This window comes from Paenibacillus turpanensis (genome assembly GCF_011421635.1).
In the GTDB taxonomy this organism is placed as follows: Bacteria; Bacillota; Bacilli; order Paenibacillales; family YIM-B00363; genus Paenibacillus_AK; species Paenibacillus_AK turpanensis.
The window spans coordinates 82269-100158 of record NZ_WTLI01000005.1 but is presented as its reverse complement, the minus strand read 5'-3'; the positions used below and the strand labels follow the sequence as shown (position 1 = coordinate 100158).

At 45.1% G+C, this 17890-nt stretch carries 16 protein-coding genes; 15 read left to right on the top strand and 1 reads right to left on the bottom strand.

Translation table 11 applies throughout. The annotated features are described in order from the left end of the window. Window positions 1–136 precede the first annotated feature (136 nt). The 3 genes from GQS10_RS06190 to GQS10_RS06180 all read left to right on the top strand — a co-directional run bounded on the left by GQS10_RS06190 (window position 137) and on the right by GQS10_RS06180 (window position 3721). Window positions 137–1840 carry a methyl-accepting chemotaxis protein gene (locus GQS10_RS06190; RefSeq protein WP_166240369.1) on the top strand — a complete coding sequence of 568 codons (1704 nt, stop codon included), beginning with the start codon at window positions 137–139 and terminating at the stop codon, window positions 1838–1840. 200 nt (window positions 1841–2040) lie between these two features. Beyond that, window positions 2041–2406, top strand: coding sequence for a YidH family protein (locus GQS10_RS06185; protein ID WP_166240142.1), 366 nt, complete (start codon window positions 2041–2043; stop codon window positions 2404–2406). A gap of 109 nt (window positions 2407–2515) precedes the next feature. Beyond that, a complete protein-coding gene (locus GQS10_RS06180; RefSeq protein ID WP_166240140.1) occupies window positions 2516–3721 on the top strand; it encodes a cell wall-binding repeat-containing protein in 1206 nt (401 codons plus the stop codon). 109 nt (window positions 3722–3830) lie between these two features. Here GQS10_RS06180 and GQS10_RS06175 read toward each other — a convergent pair whose 3' ends face one another. Beyond that, entirely contained in the window at window positions 3831–4514 is a 684-nt protein-coding gene (locus GQS10_RS06175; protein ID WP_424991769.1) for an NPP1 family protein, read from the bottom strand. Window positions 4515–4966: 452 nt separating this feature from the next. Here GQS10_RS06175 and GQS10_RS06170 point away from each other — a divergent pair, with 452 nt between their 5' ends. The 12 genes from GQS10_RS06170 to GQS10_RS06115 all read left to right on the top strand — a co-directional run bounded on the left by GQS10_RS06170 (window position 4967) and on the right by GQS10_RS06115 (window position 17800). Beyond that, a complete protein-coding gene (locus GQS10_RS06170) occupies window positions 4967–5713 on the top strand; it encodes a cytochrome c biogenesis CcdA family protein (protein ID WP_166240139.1) in 747 nt (248 codons plus the stop codon). A gap of 18 nt (window positions 5714–5731) precedes the next feature. After that, window positions 5732–7594, top strand: a complete 1863-nt coding sequence (locus tag GQS10_RS06165; protein WP_166240137.1) for a copper resistance protein CopC — start codon at window positions 5732–5734, stop codon at window positions 7592–7594. Window positions 7595–7609: 15 nt separating this feature from the next. Continuing rightward, complete coding sequence (locus GQS10_RS06160; RefSeq protein ID WP_166240135.1) at window positions 7610–8311, top strand: response regulator transcription factor; 702 nt, start codon at window positions 7610–7612, stop codon at window positions 8309–8311. A gap of 87 nt (window positions 8312–8398) precedes the next feature. Next, window positions 8399–9724, top strand: a complete 1326-nt coding sequence (locus GQS10_RS06155; protein WP_207952163.1) for a sensor histidine kinase — start codon at window positions 8399–8401, stop codon at window positions 9722–9724. Then, window positions 9721–9924, top strand: coding sequence for a hypothetical protein (locus tag GQS10_RS06150; RefSeq protein WP_166240132.1), 204 nt, complete (start codon window positions 9721–9723; stop codon window positions 9922–9924). Before GQS10_RS06155 ends, GQS10_RS06150 begins: the two co-directional genes overlap by 4 nt. After that, on the top strand, window positions 9921–11114 hold the full coding sequence (locus tag GQS10_RS06145; protein ID WP_166240130.1) for a F510_1955 family glycosylhydrolase: 1194 nt from the start codon (window positions 9921–9923) through the stop codon (window positions 11112–11114). Before GQS10_RS06150 ends, GQS10_RS06145 begins: the two co-directional genes overlap by 4 nt. A 90-nt stretch (window positions 11115–11204) precedes the next feature. Next, on the top strand, window positions 11205–11456 hold the full coding sequence (locus tag GQS10_RS06140) for a hypothetical protein (RefSeq protein WP_166240128.1): 252 nt from the start codon (window positions 11205–11207) through the stop codon (window positions 11454–11456). 32 nt (window positions 11457–11488) lie between these two features. Then, window positions 11489–11743 (top strand): DUF2933 domain-containing protein, encoded by a 255-nt coding sequence (locus GQS10_RS06135; RefSeq protein WP_166240126.1) that lies wholly within the window; start codon window positions 11489–11491, stop codon window positions 11741–11743. 157 nt (window positions 11744–11900) lie between these two features. After that, window positions 11901–12770: a cupredoxin domain-containing protein gene (locus GQS10_RS06130; protein ID WP_166240124.1), complete on the top strand. Its 870-nt coding sequence runs from the start codon at window positions 11901–11903 to the stop codon at window positions 12768–12770. Between the two features lie 19 nt (window positions 12771–12789). Further along, entirely contained in the window at window positions 12790–15192 is a 2403-nt protein-coding gene (locus tag GQS10_RS06125; RefSeq protein ID WP_166240122.1) for a heavy metal translocating P-type ATPase, read from the top strand. Between the two features lie 311 nt (window positions 15193–15503). Beyond that, a complete protein-coding gene (dcuS, locus tag GQS10_RS06120; RefSeq protein ID WP_207952162.1) occupies window positions 15504–17090 on the top strand; it encodes a DcuS/MalK family sensor histidine kinase in 1587 nt (528 codons plus the stop codon). After that, window positions 17087–17800 (top strand): response regulator, encoded by a 714-nt coding sequence (locus GQS10_RS06115; protein WP_166240118.1) that lies wholly within the window; start codon window positions 17087–17089, stop codon window positions 17798–17800. Before dcuS ends, GQS10_RS06115 begins: the two co-directional genes overlap by 4 nt. The last annotated feature ends 90 nt before the right edge of the window (window positions 17801–17890 follow it).

The following is a 17890-nucleotide window of genomic DNA, read 5'->3' as shown; positions in this document are numbered from 1 at the left end:
TGGGACTTTGCGGAGAATTTTCCAGTGAAATGAAAGCGCTTTTCTACCGATAAATGAAGTAAAATGTCAAAATAGAGAAGGGTTGGTTGGTTTGAAAAAGAAGAGCTCTTTATTCCACAGTATTTTTGCACAATTGATGATTTTCATCACCGTTATCGTTGTTATTACGGGTGCAGTAATCGGGACGACCAGTTACGTGATTGCCAAGCAGCAGCTTGTCGAAGCAGGGAAGCTTGATCTTGAACACATTGTAGAGGGTGCCTTATCGACGCTGGAGGTTCTTGAGGCTCAAGTAAAAGCAGGTAACCTGACGTTGGAGGAAGCAAAAGAGCAGGCACGGATTCAGCTTAGTGGTCCAAAGCTCACCGATGGAAACGGTTACAATTTTAAAGAGTCCAAGTTCCTCTATAAAAAAGGCGGATATATACTAGCTTATGATTCAAAATATTCTTCTCAGGTCCATCCTTCCAATAAAATTGGCAGTGTACCGGAAAACACGACAAATCGAAAAAAAATGGTCGATGGTGCAAAGCAGCCCGACCATGCAAATAAATATGTCACCTATGAGGATAAAAACGATAAGACCGGAGAGATTCGAAACAAGATTGCCTATATGAATACGTTTGAGCCATGGGGCTGGTATGTTGGGATTGCTGTTTATGAAGATGAGTTTTACGCAGGAATGGCAAAAGTTAAAACTATGATCGTCGTCAGTATGCTTGGAATTATTATTTTTAGCTTGTTGTTATTCTATCTCGGAATCAAGAAGAAAATAAAGCTGTTGAAACAGGTAACGTCTACTTCGCTTGAGATTGCCAACGGGACTATTATTCAAACCGAGCTGCCGGAATCAAAAGACGAAATAGGCCAGTTGTCCAGCGCATTTAATCAAATGACGAAGCAATTGCGAGAGCTACTGCAAAAGGTACAAAATACGAGCAATCATTTGTTGGATTCCTCAACCGAGCTCTCTGCCGTTTCTGAGCAGACCTCGGCGAGCGGAGAAGAAGTAGGCAGAGCAATTGCTGAAATTGCATCCGGAACACAGGACCAAGCTTTGGACTTGGAAGGTATCAACGTTCAAGTGGAACAGCTCACGAATTCGCTTCAGTCTATGAATAACCAAAATTTAATTATGAAGGACATCACCACAAAAACGGAGGTTACTTCAGCGGAAGGGCTCTCCATCGTAAAGCAATTAAAAGCATCGAATGAAGGCTCGCTAAAGGCTTCTGAGAGCATTTCATCCGGGGTTAAGGATTTGTACGCAAAGTCACAGCAAATTTACAGCATTATGGACACGATCAGCAATATTTCTGCGGAAACCAATTTGTTGGCATTGAATGCAAGTATTGAGGCTGCTAGAGCAGGTGAACACGGTAGAGGATTCGCGGTCGTCGCCCAAGAAATACGGAAGCTCGCCGAGGAGTCCAAAGTAGCTGCTGAACAGGTTCAACAAGTGGTTAGAACGATTGGAGAAGAAACTGAAAAAACGGTAGTAACGGTTGAAGAAACGATGAAATCTGCAAAAATGGTGAACTCCGACGTACTCGAAACGGAAGAAAAGTTCAACCAATTGTTTATGTCAGTAAAGGAAACGGTGGAGGCCCTTGCGGTATTCAGTACAGATATTGCAAAGATTACTGCCTATACTTCGAAAATCAATGGCGGTATTCAAAGTTCATCCAGCGTTTCGCAGCAAATCGCAGCATCCGTAGAAGAAATCAACGCCTCCGTCAACGAGCAAATCGAAGCCATTTCCAATGTGGCTCGTTCTGCGGAACAGCTCAGCATGCTGAATGGCGAACTCAACAACTTATTGAAGGAATATAAGCTGTAGCTTAAAGTAGGAGCAGAAAATGTGCGGGAGAAGAGCTGGTCGCGAGACCAGCTTTTTTTCTTATATACATAAGGGAGTACATGAAAAAGTCCCCCCCCTCATTCCAACCGCTGAAAGACAATATAAAGATCCGAAATCGGCAATACTTCAAATGTTTCCTCAAAAGAGGATGGACTGATACCTTTGGAGGTTAATACATAATGGAAAACGGAAAAAGCGTTGATTCGCAGTTTATCCAGCAGCATCTAGCGAACGAAAGGACATTTTTGGCCTGGGCCAGGACGGCCGTCGCGGTTGTTGGATTAGGTTTTTTAGCTGCTGGGGTCGTATTCCGCTCTAGTGAATATGCGTCGATAGGGCATTCACTCGCAGTAATTATAGGGGTTAGCTCAGTGATCCTTGGAGGGCTGATCATTTCCTGTGCCACAAGGGATTACTTTGTGAAGCGGAAGACAATCAATGACAGCACGTTTCATGCACCAGGCCTATCCATATGGATTACCTTCGCCAGCTTAGGCGTAATTGATGTGTTTTTATTGCTTTTGGTCATTTTACTGTTGATGTAAATTGACTTCGTTTACATGAATAAACTCTGCCTATTCACCATACTTTCCACATAATTCTTGGATACACTAATGAATATAAAGTGAAAACATGTTACATAGGAGGGAAAATATGAACAATCTTTTCAGGGTAACAGCCGTTTCGTTTCTTGCCATCGCTGTGTTGGCGGGATGTACTACAGGGAAACGGGATGAGCAACAGCCTGCCGTATCCAATGATGAAAGCAACGGCTCGCAAACGGCAGTAAGCATGCCATGGGTAGCTACGAAAAACACGACTCGCATTACGACATCGGATCCTGCCGATGCAGCTGTTTTGGTTTCGCGCACCCTCTGGACCGCTGTAACAGAGCAAAATAGACCTGCAAGTATCATTCTCACGGATGTAGAGAACTGGCAGATCGCAGCGGCAAGTACTGATCTTATTCATCATCCAAGTAATGGTCCTTTACTGTACGTGACCAAAGATGGAATCCCGAATTCGACATTGGATGAAATCAAGCGTTTAAAACCAATGGGGGCCAAGGAAAACAATGGGGTACAGGTTGTTTTGGTCGGTTCGATTGCACCCAGTATTGTCGACCAGTTGAAAGAACTTAATTTCAAGATAGACCATATTGAAGGAGACGTGCCTGCGGCGATCGCTCAAGTGATTGACGATTATTATGCGAAGGTCGCTGGCAAGATGCCGATGTCCATCGTGGTGGGATCTATGGAACAGCCGGAGTTCACGCTGCCGGCCGTCAACTGGATTGCTCACATGTCAGAACCATTACTGTACGTGACGAAAGATGGGATCCCCGAACCAACAGCAAAGGCACTACAAAAACGAGGCGGTAAAGCGAACATTTACCTACTTGGCCCCGATTCGGTCATTTCCAGCAAGGTCGAGGAGGAGCTTAAGGCTTACGGAACCGTGACCCGAATTGCGGGGAAAGATGCCTTTGAAAATGCAGTCGCGTTTGCGAAGTTCAAAGATGCTGCAACCCAATTCGGTTGGGGGATTACAACCCCGGGACATAACCTATCTTTGGTCTCCAAAGAATCAACGATGCTCGCGATTGCTGCCGCACCTTTCGCTCATTTGGGAAAACACGCGCCACTCATCATTACGGAAAGAGACCGTATACCTGATTCTGTGATGAAGTACGTAATGGGTCTGCAGCCTAAATTTCAACAATCACCTGCAGAAGGACCTTATAATCATGCATGGCTGACCGGCGATTTGAATACGTTGAGCGAAAAAATACAAAGCCAAATTGACGATATGCTTGAAATTTCTCCAGCGTCTGGCAGCAATCCACATGCTGGGCATTAATATTCATGTAAAGTGACAATATGGAGATGCACGGCGTCTCTTACGTGCTGATATTTCGGACAAGGAAAGCGGCCTGCTTAATAGATAAGCAAGCCGCTTGTCGAAATGTTTATTGGTACCAAGCTTTCGCTAGGTTATTTTGGAAATTCGCATCATTAAACGGAACGTTTGCATCTTCAAAATCCGTGGTGTTTAATGCATTTCTTGCAGCAGAAGTTAAGTCCTCCCAACCGATCAATGGTTGAGTGCCGCCTGCTGTACTTGTATGATAGAGGGCATTGTTAAGCGGAAAAATACTCTTATATTCAATCTTAGGATGAGTGCCATTCGTATTGGATGTAGTTGGTGCTTTGTTCACAAATTTGCCGTGCTGAGAAGCTGCAATAGATAAAATCTTTGGATTTGCAGCTGCTGGATTATCAATCCAGACGACAACCGCTTCCCAATCATGCCGGTGTCCTGCTTGCGTAATTGGACCGTCTTTAGGGAAATACCAAGAATACATAATTGCCCATACCCCGTTGTACCATGTTGAACGTGCATATACTTGTCCGGTGCTGGAGCTGCATTCTCCGCTAGGGGATCCGGAAGGTGCCAAGCCTCCACTTGTATTGCCATTTGCATCTACTGCCGGGAAAGGCACACACGCGTTTGAAACCTTCAAAGTGGGTTGAAATAGTTTTGCCGCTTTTTGTGTAGTTGTAGTAGGTGTTACTTCTTTGAAGCCTACCACCTGTTGATGACCGATGACAGCTGCACTAGCTATCGAAGCAATGCTCATAGAAATTAACATAGTTAATAGAAGTGCATATTTAAGTGTACTAATCTTTTTGAACATTTTCTTAATTAACCTCCAAATAATTAGGATGAACAAGATACGGTGCCGGCCGCCGCTCACCATTACCGTAATTCAGGACGATACTAGCTTCAATGCAAATAATTCGTGATTGTACCAAAATCTATCTAAAGTTTATGTAAGGACATTTTTGTGCCAAGGGTGTTATGCGGCTTGCTTGCATGAACCTGATGTGCGAGCAAGAACGATCATGCTACATGGTTGCTGTTTAAATTAACTCGCTAGAAACGGAAATCGACGGTGGATCCTATCCATCGCCGATTTTTTTCATGTAGTCAATCGTCATTACTTCCATGCGGTCATCAAACTTTGCACACAATTTTCATTTATAATTCGCAACTGAGGAGTTTTATTTGATTACGTCATGGATCGTTGAGGGAACAATTTAGATGTATGAGTTTTTTAGCAAAATCAGCTACTTTTTTAGCGGCCCCTTATTTCTAGCAGCACAAACGGATATCGCGCTTTTGTCTGCTCTGTTTCTTGGGTTTGTTGGTGCGGTTGCGCCATGTCAAATTTCAGCGAATGCCGCAGCGACAATGTATTTTGCAAATCGTCACATGCAGAACAAGCATGTTTGGCAAGAGGCAGGTCTGTATCTTGTGGGGAAAGTTGTTGTGTTTACTGGTCTAGAAATCCTATTTTCATGGTTAGGAAGGGAGCTTGCTAACGAATTGATCCCGATATTTTCATGGAGCAGAAAATTACTGGGCCCACTCTTGATTATCATCGGTGCTTTTTTCCTAGGATTTATTCGGATTCCAATAGTGGTTGGGTTGAATTTATCTCATTTCCTACAAAAACATTCAAGAAAGCTCGGCGGAAAGAGTGGCGCATTCTTCCTTGGCGCTTCCTTTTCCCTCGGCTTCTGTCCTACGATGTTCGTCTTATTTTATGGAACGTTAATACCATTAAATATCGGTTCGTCTTGGGGTTATGTATTGCCTTCGATTTTTGCTGTGGGTACCGCGATGCCTTTTTTACTGTTTACCGGACTAGCTGTAGTCTTTGGACTCGATCAGAAGATGGTACGCTGGAGTAAACGATGGGGAAGCGTTTTGCAAAGAGGACTCGGCTTTCTTTTACTCGGGCTTGGGATCGCGGACACAATGACCTACTGGTTGATATCGCTTTAGCTTTTATGGAGGTTATAGATGAACACTGGAAAACCATTCATTTTGTTTTATATTTTATTGTTTCTCATTCCTCCTTCAACAATAAACGCTCATTCTCCCATTGCTCAGCGTAGTCCGGGGGTTCAGGAAATCATCTCGGAGGCGCCAGCGAGAATTGAGCTTTGGTTTGAGGACCCGGTTGAGATTCATCTAAATTCAATAAAAGTGAAGAACGAGAAGGGAGTGGCTGTCAGCCTGAAACCAGCTCAAGCTGACGTCAACGATGCGAAGCATGTATGGGCGGAAATCATCGGAGAAATGAAGCCAGGCATCTATACGGTAAACATTGAAGTGGTCGCATTGGACGGTCATCCGTTAACTGAGAGCTACAGCTTCATGGTTAAGGCTCCGGAACGTACCGAGGAAGAACGATTTCAAAGCCTGCGGCTTGACAACGTGAGTCCGGGAAACGGCACTATTCTCTCTGCGTCTCCAGAAACCATTGAGCTTTGGTACACCGAGGAGGTTGAATTGGTCGTATTTTCAATCCTGAATGATCGGCAGCAAGCCGTTCCGGTTCAAAAAGCTATGCAGCAGGAAACTAACCGTCTCCACTGGATTGCGAAGCTGGCTCAACCGCTAGCTGAAGGGACGTATTCCATTCATTCGCAGGTGCGAATTGGCGATTATCAAAAATACGATGTGAGGTACTTTGCCGTGGGGAAAGTAACCTCGATCACAGGGACAGCTGCTTTCGAACAAGCTTCTTTATGGAGTAAGCTGACGTTGTCCACGTTCACTCATTGGTTTACCTACCTTGGATTATTAGCGGTAGCCGGCATCATATGGTTTCAACGAGCGATCACTGCAATCTCAACATTTCGCTGGAAACACACGATCCCGCTGCTATATGGATGGACAGGATCTATGATCCTTCTGGAGCTGCTGGCCGCTCGTTTCACGTATTCCGATGTTGCATGGAACGAATTTTTTAGTTTTTCATTTGTCATTGTCCTCTTCCTACAGCTTTTATTCCTGATATTAAGTGGTTTCTTGTACCGAATGGTTATCATTCGAAACCTTCTAATCACCGCTGCAATATTATGCTGGGTTGCTGCGGGACATTCGGCTGTACCCGACAATGGAGGGCTTTGGACATTCGTATTGGACGGCATTCATGTGTTTTCCGCATCGGTTTGGTTTGGCGGACTTGCAGCATTCCTGCTGCTTCGGATCCCCACAGAGGAGGAAATGCTTCAGAGCGCAAAGAGATTTTCTGCCTGGGCGTTGGGGAGTGTTCTGGCGTTAGCTTTATCGGGAATTGGCTTGACCATGAAGTATGTTCCCGTTTTTACGCTATACAGCTTATGGACAAGTGATTGGGGAAAAATGTTTCTGCTTAAACTAGTCTTGTTCCTTGCAACCGTGTCCATTGGCGTTTGGCAAAGAAAACGGATAGCCTCGTGGATTTCGGTCGTTTCCTCCCGCCTGTTTCGTCGGAATATCGGGATCGAAATCACGCTCTTGGCTGTACTGCTTTTGGTTACCTCCGTACTCGTGGATGTGTCACCGGATGAAGCGCGGCAGGGTGTAATACTGCAGACACAAGAAAGCGAATTTATCGAAAAGCTAACGGTAACACCACTGCAAGCGGGAGCCAATGATGTTATCGTTCACATTCGGGAGGGAGTTCATTTAGATCATGTGCAGGTAACGATTTCCTCCTCCTCGGGATGGACGGACGAATACGAGGCATTTCGGATCCATGACACGACCTTTAAGGTGACCGGCAATTTATTTCACAGTCCGGGTACGATGACTCTGAAAGTATGGAAAAATTCAGCGGAGGGGAAGACGGAAAGTGCATCCTACCTCGTATATGTTCCAGGTCCGATGACATAGAAAGGAAGTGATTTCATGTCGAAAATACAAATCCTGATCGTCGATGACGAATGGAATTTGCGAAATTTGCTTCGTCTATATTTAATGAAAAATGGGTTCGAGGTTACTGAAGCAGCGAACGGACATGAAGCGCTTCATCTGCTGAATCAACATGGGTATGATCTGATCATATTGGATGTCATGATGCCGGGTATGGACGGTTGGGAGGTTTGCAAACGAATTCGTCAAACCATGCAAATTCCTGTTATTATGCTGACGGCTCGGACAGACACCAAAGACAAAGTGCAGGGGCTTACTATTGGGGCCGATGACTATATCGTAAAGCCGTTTGAACCGGATGAATTGATCGCGCGCGTTTTCGCTTTGCTGCGTAGAGCTCAGTCCAATGAGGAAATGTCCGCATCGGTGAAGCAAATTGAGTATCTCGATTTGGAGATTTTGCCAGAGGCAAGGCTCGTCAAGGTTCAAGGCCAGGCCGTCGATTTTACTCCGAAGGAGTTTGACTTACTGCATTTCTTTGCAGAGCATCCGAACCGGGCTTATACACGGGAAGTATGTTTAGAGCAAGTGTGGGGAATCGACTTCCTCGGAGATACACGCACGGTGGATACCCATGTTAAAAATCTGCGGGAAAAACTTCGTTCAAACGGCTTACCCTATTCCCCGATCCAAACGGTTTGGGGAGTGGGGTACAAATTCGAACCCGTTGAGGTATAAAAGATGCCTACCCATTCGATCATATGGAAGCTTGGCGGAGCCATCATCCTTTTGGTGCTGATTATTTTGTTGCCTCTAGGTTTTGTTATGAACCAAATTTTTTCCAACTTCTATACCAATCAAGTTCAGCAGGAAATCGGAAGTCTTGCCAAGCGATATGCTCAAGCCGTTGTCACCAGTCCCCATTCCACGACAATCGAAATGCTTGAAAAAATGTCAACATTCTCTGACGTGAAGATGATTATGGTCGACACCAAACAACAAATTGTCGGCAGCTCTAACATGGACTGGACGGGGGACACCTTTCCGCTTTCCGTGAGGAAACAAATCCGGTTTGCTGCCGGGGGGACGGAACAGATCATTCTCACGAATCCAGCTTCGGGCGAGCGGTTTTTAGGGGCCGGGGAACCGATTTTGGCTGAAGGCCGCCTGCTGGGAGTCGTTTATGTATTCTCATCGGTAAGCGGGCTTGATCTATCGATTCAAAAGGTTCGACATCTCATGATATTATCGAGTGTTGGTGCTTTTCTTATGGCTTTAGGACTAACCTTTATCGTTTCCAAGAAGCTTTCCGGCCCATTAATCCAGATGGAACAGGCTACTCGCAAAATTGCGCAGGGGAAGCTTGAAACGCGGGTAGAGATCCCATCCAGTGACGAGGTGGGCTCTTTAGCTGCTGCAATTAATGATTTGGCCATAGATTTACAGCATTACCGGGATTCCCGCAGCGAATTTTTAGCCAACGTATCCCATGAGCTTCGGACGCCGATCACCTATCTGGAGGGGTATGCAAAAGTACTTCGGGACGATGTGGTCGATAACGAAGCAGAGAAGAAGCAATATTTGGATATCATTTATCACGAATCCATTCGAATGTCCCGGCTGATTGACGACCTCTTTCAGCTTTCTAAAATGGAAGAAGGAAAAATTAGCTTGTATCCGGAATGGCTGGAGATCCCGGAGCTCATTCGAACGATTGTGCAAAAGCACGAGCTGAAGGCGAGAGCGAAGGGTCTTGATATCGAGACGGTGCTTCCGGACCACATGCCTTATGCATATGCCGATGGCTTGCGATTGGAACAAATCGTGATAAACCTGCTCGATAATGCGATTCGATATTCTCAAAACGGACAGATCCGAGCAGAGGTTCGATATGAACCTAAGACACCTTACTACACAATCGTGGTCGAAGATACTGGCGTTGGAATGGCTGAAGAAGAGGTAAGCCGAATATTTGAACGCTTTTATCGTGTTGAAAAATCGAGGTCCAGAAATTACGGGGGAACCGGCTTAGGCCTTGCCATCGTAAAACAGTTAGTCGAGATACTCGAGGGTACGATTACAGTTAAAAGCAAGGTAAACGTAGGAACGCGATTTGACATTCGTTTGCCGATTGGGAGTGAGAAGCCTTGAAATGGATAGAATGGACGATTGCGATTGGGCTTGTTCTGCTCGGATTGTCATGCTTGACGATGTCAGCCACGATGATGGCTCCATCAGGCGGCCAATATTGGAGTAATTTTGTCCAAATTTGTACGCTGATTGTTATGCCGCTAGTCATCATCGGATTGATACTAATCATCTTGAAACGAAAAAAAGGAGATCCGAAATGAATACGATTCGAAAAATATCACCTCTCATCCTTATTGCGGTTGGGTCCCTTCCAGCACAAGTATTTGCACACGGCACGGAAGACGAGCATCAAAAGGAAGTGCTCTGGGCAAATGTGTTTTTTTATGGAATGCTGGGAATTTCCATCCTTCTTCTTATTGCATTTCTGGTTTCACGCAGCAAAGCAGCACGTTTGAAACATGTACGAGCCCAAGAGGAACGAGTCCGACGCAATCAACTCACCCGGCTAAGCAATATCTTGAAATGGGCGACACTGCTCTCTTTGTCAGCATTGGTCGTCAGTGGTGTTGTGGTCTTTAATGCGAACAAAACCGGTGAAGTTTCGGAGCCCAGATTGCTCGACCGGATCTCGATCGATCACGCTCATGGGATGAGCTATTCAGCGGACGGCAGCAAGCTGTTCTTTGCCGTTCATGACGGTCTTCGAGTTTATGAAAATGGGCAATGGAGCTTACCGGCCGGAGAGAAGCACGACTATATGGGGTTCTCGATGGTAGATGACGGCTTCTACAGCAGCGGACATCCGGCTCCCGGTTCCAACAAGAAAAATCCTTTCGGCATCGTGAAGAGCACGAACGAAGGAGAAAGCTTTGAACCGTTAGCGTTATACGGTGAGATTGACTTCCATGGCATGAGTGTCGGATATCAATCGCACGCCATCTATGTTTTCAATCCATTGCCGAATCAAGCCATGAGCGAGCTTGGCCTTCATTATTCCACCGATGAAGCGAAAAGCTGGACGAAGAGCAAGGTAGAGGGACTTGTCGGTCAACCCGCAACGTTAGCTGTTCATCCAACAGATTCTGGAACGATGGCGGTCGGAACAGATCAAGGCATCTTTGTCTCAACGAATTACGGGGATTCTTTTACAAGGATTAGCTCCATCGGGGAAGGAACCTCCGTGTTTTTTAATCTGAAAGGGACATTATACGCTGCCGGTATTCAGCTGGAGCCGTCTCTGGTTGCTATTGATCTAGCAAGAGGGAGCATACAAAACCTAAACATCCCACCGATGACAAACGATGCCATCGCGTTTATCGGACAACATCCGGCACGTCCGAATGAGATGGCTATTATGACCTTTCAGAATGACGCTTATGTTACCCAAGATGGAGCCGCAACATGGACAAGTATCATTGCCAAAGGAAGAGGCACGTCGAAGCCTCAGTAAAACACACTTATTCAACACAAGCTCATCACGGTTTCATCACAAAGCTTCGATATAATTATCTCTGTAAGCAATAACAAGGAGGGAAACCCCATGAAAAACAAGAAAACCATGTTGATGGCAACCTTCACCCTTGCGGCCGTACTCATTGCAGGTCAATCCGTCTTGGCAGCTGAATCAAATGCGATCGAAAGTCAACCAAAAGAAATGGAAACGTCAGGGATAATGAATCCGATGGACAATCCCGGCATGCAGAAAATGATGAACGCGATGAATACGCCGGAAGGTCAAGAAATGATGAAATCCTGTAGTACATTCATGGATAAATACGCACAGGAAGAGTAGACTTCAACAATACGTATTAGGGAGGACATCTAATGGATTGGTCATTTTTAGCGCTGCTTGCTTGTCCGCTAATGATGCTATTGTGCATGAGAGGCCTGTTCAGCGGAAACAAGAATCCGAAAGATGCTGCACAAACGGATGCCGGCCATCATGAAATACAGCAATTACAAATTCGAATGGCCGAACTAATGGAGCAAAATCAAAAATTAATGCTGGAGATGGAAGCCCTAAAAAGACCCGATGCTACGGTTGTTGAACTGGATCAGCAAAAGCGTGCTTTTTCTTAAAATAGTAGTGAAATGTTCAAAAGCGGAAAGGCTCTGCCTTTTCGCTTTTTTACTATTACAGTTGGAGACTTCAATTTTAACTCATCACACTTTCATCATATTTTTTCGGTATACTCTTTTCGAAAATTGAAAATACGTAGAGGAGTAACTGAAGTCGATGATTACCGTGATAAGTATTGGAATCGTTTTGTTTTTCACCATTCATTCTGTGTTTCATACCTACAAGCAAAGGGAACGATTAACTTGTATGGCCGGAATGATGATATCGATGACCATTGCCATGATGTCGAGTATTGCCTTGGGCGTCATCCTTGGGGTTGTAGCTCAACCTGATTTAACGATTCCGACAATTACGGCCATTTTAGCCGGAATGCTCGCAGGGTATGCGTCGGGTAAACCGATCAGCCTCATGGCTGCGATGGATGGAATGCTGGCCGCAATTATGGGCGGTATGATGGGGGCCATGCTCGGGGCGATGCTCACTGTATCCTCGGAGATTATGTTGCTGTTTGTAGACATCCTGTTCATTTTCATCATGTCTGTTCTTAACCAGTTGATCGATGAAGAATCGGGAAGGAAGAGCAGTCAAAGCGCAAAAATGTCAAAACCGTTTTTGGGCAGTGTCATTGGTCTTTTGGCGGGAATTGTTTTAATCGCTGCCTTATTATTTGTAGAGAAGGGGAGAGCTGCTCTTTCTTCTCCGGAAGAGGTAACGACCGGCGCTACAGAGGTACAGCACATATTGAACGGAAACGAAGGCGTACAAATTGCCAGCATCCCCGTCACCCCTTCCGGATACGGCAAACAAGACGTAGCACTAAAGGCAGGAACGTCAACGCCGGTTATGATTGATTTTGTAACGGAAAGCAGGACAGGCTGTTTACGGCAAATCATTTCGAAAGAATTAGGGATTAATGCGCTTCTTGAGGAAGGCCACAACTATATCACGCTAAAAGATCCGAAGCCCGGCACCTACACTTTTACATGTGGAATGGGGATGTATACAGGTACGATTATAATCCGATAACTGAGGGGAAGGTGGAATCATGATAGAAAACAGCAAGATTGAACAGATTACTCTTCCGGTAGAAGGGATGACATGCTCCTCCTGCGTTCAGCGTATTGAGAAAGCCGTTTCAAAAATGGATGGGGTTCAGGAAACCGCCGTAAATATGGCCAGCGAAAAAGCCAATATTTCGTTTGGTCCGAGTCAAACAGATGCCGCTCATATCGTTCAAAAAATTGAATCCTTAGGATATAAGGTTCCGACTTCCAAGGCGGAATTTTCAATTGAAGGCATGACCTGCTCTGCTTGCGTGAATCGGATTGAGAAGACACTGAAGAAATTGAACGGAGTGCAAGAAGCCAATGTCAACTTAGCGACGAAGAAAGTAACGGTCCACTATCATTTGCCTATGGAATCCTCTGAAGTCGTGGAGAGTATTGAACGTCTCGGCTATAAAGCCAGAGAAATTAAAGAAAGCTCAAGCACACTGGTTCAAGAGGAAAGAAGAGACCTCGTTGTCCAGAAAAAAATGAGGCTGTTAACTTTTTCGATTGTTTTGACATCACCGTTTATGATTTACATGTTTGGTATGATGGGCGTGATTCCTCCGTACCCTGCGATCTTGTATAATCCATGGTTTCAAATGGCGCTGGCGACCCCAGTTCAATTTATTGCTGGCTGGAACTTTTACGTAGGCGCCTATAAAAATCTGAAGAGCAGATCCGCGAATATGGATGTTCTTGTTGTACTAGGAACGACGGCGGCCTACTTATATAGTGTAGTGCTTACCTTTATGGGGCAGCATCATGTTTATTTTGAAGCAAGTGCAATCATTATTACATTGGTCCTACTCGGAAAAACGATGGAATACATTGCAAGAGGTAAAACCTCGGAAGCAATAAAAAAGCTGTTAGGTATGCAGGCCAAAACAGCCAGAGTGATCCGAAACGGAGTAGAACAGGACATCGCGATTGAGGAGGTCAGTGTAGGAGATCTTATCATCGTTCGGCCAGGTGAAAAGATACCCGTTGACGGGATTTTAGTCGAAGGACATTCCACAATTGATGAGTCTATGTTGACCGGAGAGAGTGTCCCCGTTGAAAAGAAGATCGAAGATCATGTGATCGGTGCAACGATTAACAAGCATGGGACCTTTACCTTTAAGGCAACACGGGTAGGCAAGGATACTGCTTTGGCGCAAATCGTGAAGGTCGTAGAGGAAGCGCAGGGCTCGAAGGCTCCCATACAACGCTTGGCCGATTTAATTTCTGGATATTTTGCGTTTATTATTATTGGAATATCCATTCTTACTTTTTTGGTCTGGTATTTCTTCATCACACCTTACCAAATCACACCGGGCTTAATTAGCTTTGTTTCGATCTTAGTAATTGCCTGTCCTTGTGCACTTGGCTTAGCCACACCAACCTCCCTAATGGTTGGAACGGGGAAGGGGGCGGAAAACGGAATCTTATTCAAATCAGCTGAAGCGCTCGAAAAAGCTCATAAAATAACGGCAGTCGTCTTAGATAAAACCGGTACGATCACCCACGGAAAGCCTGTATTAACTGAACTGATTCCTTTTCAAGATGAATATAATGACGAACTCCTGCTAATTGCCTCCATCGCAGAAAAGCGTTCTGAACATCCTCTAGCGGAGGCCATTGTTTCCGCCGGGAAGGCGCTGTTTGATGTTATCCCGGATCCGGAACAATTTTTAGCGATTCCAGGACATGGCGTGGAGGCCACGGTCCAAGGGCAGCAGGTGTTGCTAGGTACTCGCAAATTAATGAAGAACCATGGTATTGATATCTCTCCTTCGCAGCAGCGAGTAGAGGAGCTTGAGATGCAAGGGAAAACCGCGATGTTTATGGCTGTAGATGGTGCCTTGTCAGCTGTGATCGCCGTTGCGGATACTGTGAAGGAGCATTCAAAGATAGCGATCGAGGAATTGAAAGCTCTCGGACTCCATGTTGTGATGTTAACCGGTGATAATCAGCGAACAGCAGAAACAATCGGCAAAGAAGTAGGTGTTTCTCGCGTAATTGCGGAGGTATTGCCGGAAGGGAAAGCGGAAGAGATTAAAAAATTGCAGGAGCAAGGGTATGTTGTCGCTATGGTAGGGGATGGAATCAACGATGCGCCTGCATTAGCGACAGCGAATATCGGTATGTCCATGGGTACAGGCTCTGATATTGCCATCGAAACCGGGGATATCACCCTCATACGTGGGGATTTAAGAAGCATAAATACGGCGATTCGATTATCTAAATCCACCATGAAAAATATTAAACAAAACCTCTTTTGGGCTTTTATTTATAATATTATAGGTGTGCAGATTGCGGCGGCCGGTCTGTTAACACCATGGATAGCAGGGGCGGCTATGGCGTTCAGCTCCTTGTCTGTGGTAAGCAATGCACTGCGTTTGAAGCGAGTTAAGTTATAACTTGAAACAGTAACCTTGAAAAGGTGCAAGCATTTCACTTTGCGCCTTTTTTTATTGGGATTTAGTTTTCGTTGGAAGTTAGAGATATGTTCAAAAGCCTATTGCAGAAGGGTCATCATTAAAAGCATTTATCACAATATATTTCAGAACAGGTTATTTAAGTCTTATCTCAACCAACTCTCCCGACATACGAATATCTCCTTAACGTATTACCGCATGTCTAGTATGCTCGTTTTGGTTCTGCTTTATGTGTTTGATATTTGTAATACTATGAGGGAAAAATAAGGGATGGAGGGGAGGTGCATACATTTTTGCGGTTACAAACAACAATCATTTTGCTGATCTCCAGCGTCTTTATCCTGGCATTATTTGTTACAGACATGTTGATCAGCAACATTATGGCTGACATTATTAGCACAAATAAACAGGAGAAAGTATCGTACGTAGCCAAAATGATGGCAAACTCGACCTTGGTTATTGAGAGTTTATCCGGGGAGCGGGGCGAGGGCGAGATCCAGGAATTCGCGAACCGGATTCGCAAGGCTACAGATGTAGATTATATTGTTGTAATGAATATGAACGGGATCCGAAAATCGCATCCTAACCCGTTGCGTGTGGGACAACTCTTCGTCGGCGGGGATGAGAAGAGAGCGCTGCAGGGTGAGGAGTATGTATCCACAGCTGAAGGGACGCTTGGTTTGTCTCTTCGGGCCTTCACACCTATTTTTCGTTCAGACGGGGAGCAATTAGGAGTCGTAGCCGTCGGCATTTTACTTGTGAACGTAAAAGACGAGATTACCGATAACCGACTTACCATTATGGGTGGTATAGCGACTGGAGGTATGATCGGAGTTGTCGGGGCGTTTTTCCTTGCTTGGCGTATCCGCAAAATCCTGTTCGGCTTGGAACCAAGAGAGATATCAAGGCTGCTTAAAGAACGCAGCGCGATGCTGGAGTCAACCAGGGAAGGAATTATCGCAGTAAATAGAGATGCAAAAATCACGGTAGCAAATATGGAGGCACAGCGGTTGTTCCGGGAAGCAGGACTTGATCCGAATTATCTTGGTAAAAATATCGATAAATATTTGCCAAACTCACGTCTGTCCATTGTGTTGCAGACGGGTGAAGCAGAGTACGACCAAGAGCAGATGATTAACGGCAACATCTGGGTTGTCAATCGTACCCCTATTATTTTGGATGGATCAATCGTGGGAGCAATCTCTACCTTCCGTGACAAGTCAGAAGTGAATCAACTCGCCGAAAAGCTAACAGGCGTTCAGATGTACGTCGAAGCACTTCGTACACAAACGCATGAGTTTATGAATAAGCTTCACGTAATTTTAGGAATGATGGAGCTTGGTGCTTATGAACGGTTGATTGAATACATCAAGCAGATTACGAAAAAACATCAGCAGGAGGTCGGAACGGTCGTTCGTTCCATTCGCGATCCCGTTCTTGCGGGGTTTATCCTTGGGAAGCTCAGCTACGCACGAGAGATGGGCACAGAATTAACCCTAATTATAGATTCGGTATTGCCTGAACCCAGGGATCCACATATCACACACGAGTTGATTACGATAATGGGAAATCTTGTTGACAATGCACTACAGGCGGTTCAAGAATTCGGTGCAGGAACCGTAGTCATTCACTTGAATTGGGATGGTGACCGTAATTTGCTGGTTCGTATCACAGATACAGGACCTGGCTTAACGGAAACCAATAGGGAACAGATCTTTATGAGCGGATATTCTACAAAGGGAGATCATAGGGGGATTGGCCTTTCCTTGGTAAAACACAGTGTTGAGCTTCTTGGAGGCCGCTTGCAGGTAAGCTCGCAAGAAGGAAAAGGTTCAACCTTCGAAGTTCAGATTCCATATGAAGGGATCGATCAGGAATGATACAAGTGTTAATTATTGAGGATGACCCCATGGTAGCTGAATTAAATAAGCGATACCTTGAACGTATCCAAGGATATACCATTGTTGCGATGGCCTCAAACGTTAAGGATGCCCTTGAGGCGATCCAAAAACACAGTATTGATCTGATTTTGCTCGATATCTTTATGCCTGGAAAGAATGGGCTCGAGCTGCTCATGCAGATACTAAATTCAGGTAAAGCCATCGATGTCATTGTTATCAGCGCTGCCAGCGATATGCAGAGTATTAGAAGGGCACTTCGATACGGCGCTGTTGATTATTTAATCAAGCCTTTCGAATATGAACGATTCCAGAACGCACTGGAAGGATACAAGGAAGACCGAAGGTTTATGGAGAATAAGGATCGCTTGTCACAAGAAGAGCTTGATAAACACCTTTTTTATAGAGATATGGGTTCACCTTCGGCTCCTACTTCCGAACTCCCCAAGGGGTTGACCCGAAACACAATGGCTCGTATATGGGACGATCTCCAAGCCAGAGGCAAACCGTTCACAGCTGAAGAGGTGGCGATTAGCTGCGGGATATCTAGGGTATCAATCCAAAAATATCTATATTTTTTCTCCTATCTCGAAATTCTCACTTCTGAGACCAATTATGGCTCGGTTGGCCGACCGGTGACCAGGTATCGTGTGAATGAAGAGAAAATTCATAAAATCCAAGGATATCTGTAAGCGGCCAATGAGGTCGCTTATTTACTTTAGTTACATAATGCTAAAGAAACTTTAAGAAACTTTCCTTTCTCGCCATCCCATCATATGATT